3 protein-coding genes are annotated in these 1,430 nt (G+C 44.5%); 1 reads left to right on the forward strand and 2 read right to left on the reverse strand.

What is annotated here, in order from left to right; all coding sequences use genetic code 11:
* The coding region (locus DO97_RS20225) for a DUF262 domain-containing protein (RefSeq protein ID WP_036537108.1) at nt 1-425 on the reverse strand (425 nt) is incomplete at its 3' end.
* 292 nt (nt 426-717) lie between these two features.
* Here DO97_RS20225 and DO97_RS20230 point away from each other — a divergent pair.
* Nucleotides 718-903, forward strand: a complete 186-nt coding sequence (locus DO97_RS20230; RefSeq protein WP_052128999.1) for a hypothetical protein — start codon at nt 718-720, stop codon at nt 901-903.
* Between the two features lie 274 nt (nt 904-1,177).
* Here DO97_RS20230 and DO97_RS20235 read toward each other — a convergent pair.
* Nucleotides 1,178-1,430: transposase (locus tag DO97_RS20235; RefSeq protein WP_036537113.1), on the reverse strand; the 253-nt coding region annotated here is incomplete at its 5' end.

Below are 1,430 nucleotides of genomic sequence, written 5' to 3' on the forward strand. Positions count from 1 at the left end.
TTTTCGTTCAAGAGAAGCTTGCTTGAGTAACGAAGAGAACGTGGATCTCTATCGCTAAGATAAGTACGCTTGAGAATTTCTTGTCGTTCTTGATTCGCTTCTTTTTGCTCCTCTCGCTCTACTAATTTTTGAATCTTATTAATGACGGCGATAGCAACAATACTTAGAGTAGCTAGCCGTTGTTGTCCATCTATGATCGTAAACTCTTTGTCTGAAGTGCTAGAACTTTGTAAAACAAGTGCGCCCATGTAGTGGCTAGAATCAGGGTTTGTGTGAAGAACTAAAATATCTTGCCACAGATCCTCCCAATTTTCCTCATTCCAAGAGTAATCACGTTGGAAAGGTGGCACTCGGTAAATCTTGCCATTGCCAATCAAATCGCCGAAACTGGTAGTGCGCGTGTCCAATAGATTAATTCGAGCCATGAGTCAGAATGAGTGAACTAGTTCTAATCTCTAAGGTATCAGGAGCCAGTCTATTTGGGGTAGCTGAAGCCCCGGCAGGCTAACACTGCGTGGCAGCGGACGGACGAAAAGTACTGGTGCTGAGTTCGAGTTCATCTGCCACCGCTGATTTGAGCCGTTGGGCGAGCTATCGCCCCATTCGGTCACATGGAGTCACGCTATGCCGTTCTAAGTATTGGCTCAGTAGGAGAAGAGAGATGCAAATCAATTCAATATTGAATTAAACCAAGAATACGAATCGAAGCTGGTTTATATGAAACAAAAAACAGACCAGCAAGACATAAAATTTGTGATTGAGGCGGCGATCGATGCCTACTACAATCAATTAAAAACATCTCGTAAAGCAGCTCTCGAAATTTTCAGAGAGTCTGGATTTATTGGTTGCATCCAGGCAGATGCAAACCTGTCAACAAACCATAAAAAACGTAATTTCAAATGAAAACACACATCATTTCTGCAACTACTATTATCTTGCTGTCTTGGATTAAGGGCACCTCGATTAAATAGCGTATAGCAGCGATGAGACTCAACATCCAGCCTATAACGAGGAATTCTTCGCATCACGAGCACCCATCATCGTCAAAAACCACCCTAATTCAGGCTTGAAGCCCTCTTCAACCTATCATTTCACCATCAACAGGCATACGATTCCTCTGAACTAGTAGGTTGTGACTGCCAAAAGACATAGCGCTTGAGATTGCACGTCAGATTTTTCAGCCCAATCCACGCCGCAACCCGTTGCTTACCGATACACCGCACCAACTTACCCCCAACTCCATCACCCAACTCCCGAAAACATGCTCTACTTGGGCACGAATTTGAGACTTCTCTCGGTTAGACTCCTGCTGCTGTTCTGTTAGTGGGTGATTGCGATAGCCACGCTCATGAATCTGACTCTCATACGTGAGTAACTCTAAAACCGTCTCAATCACTTCACTGCGGTAGGCACTATCCGCCCAGACCTGA

The organism is Neosynechococcus sphagnicola sy1 (assembly GCF_000775285.1).
Lineage (GTDB): Bacteria > Cyanobacteriota > Cyanobacteriia > Neosynechococcales > Neosynechococcaceae > Neosynechococcus > Neosynechococcus sphagnicola.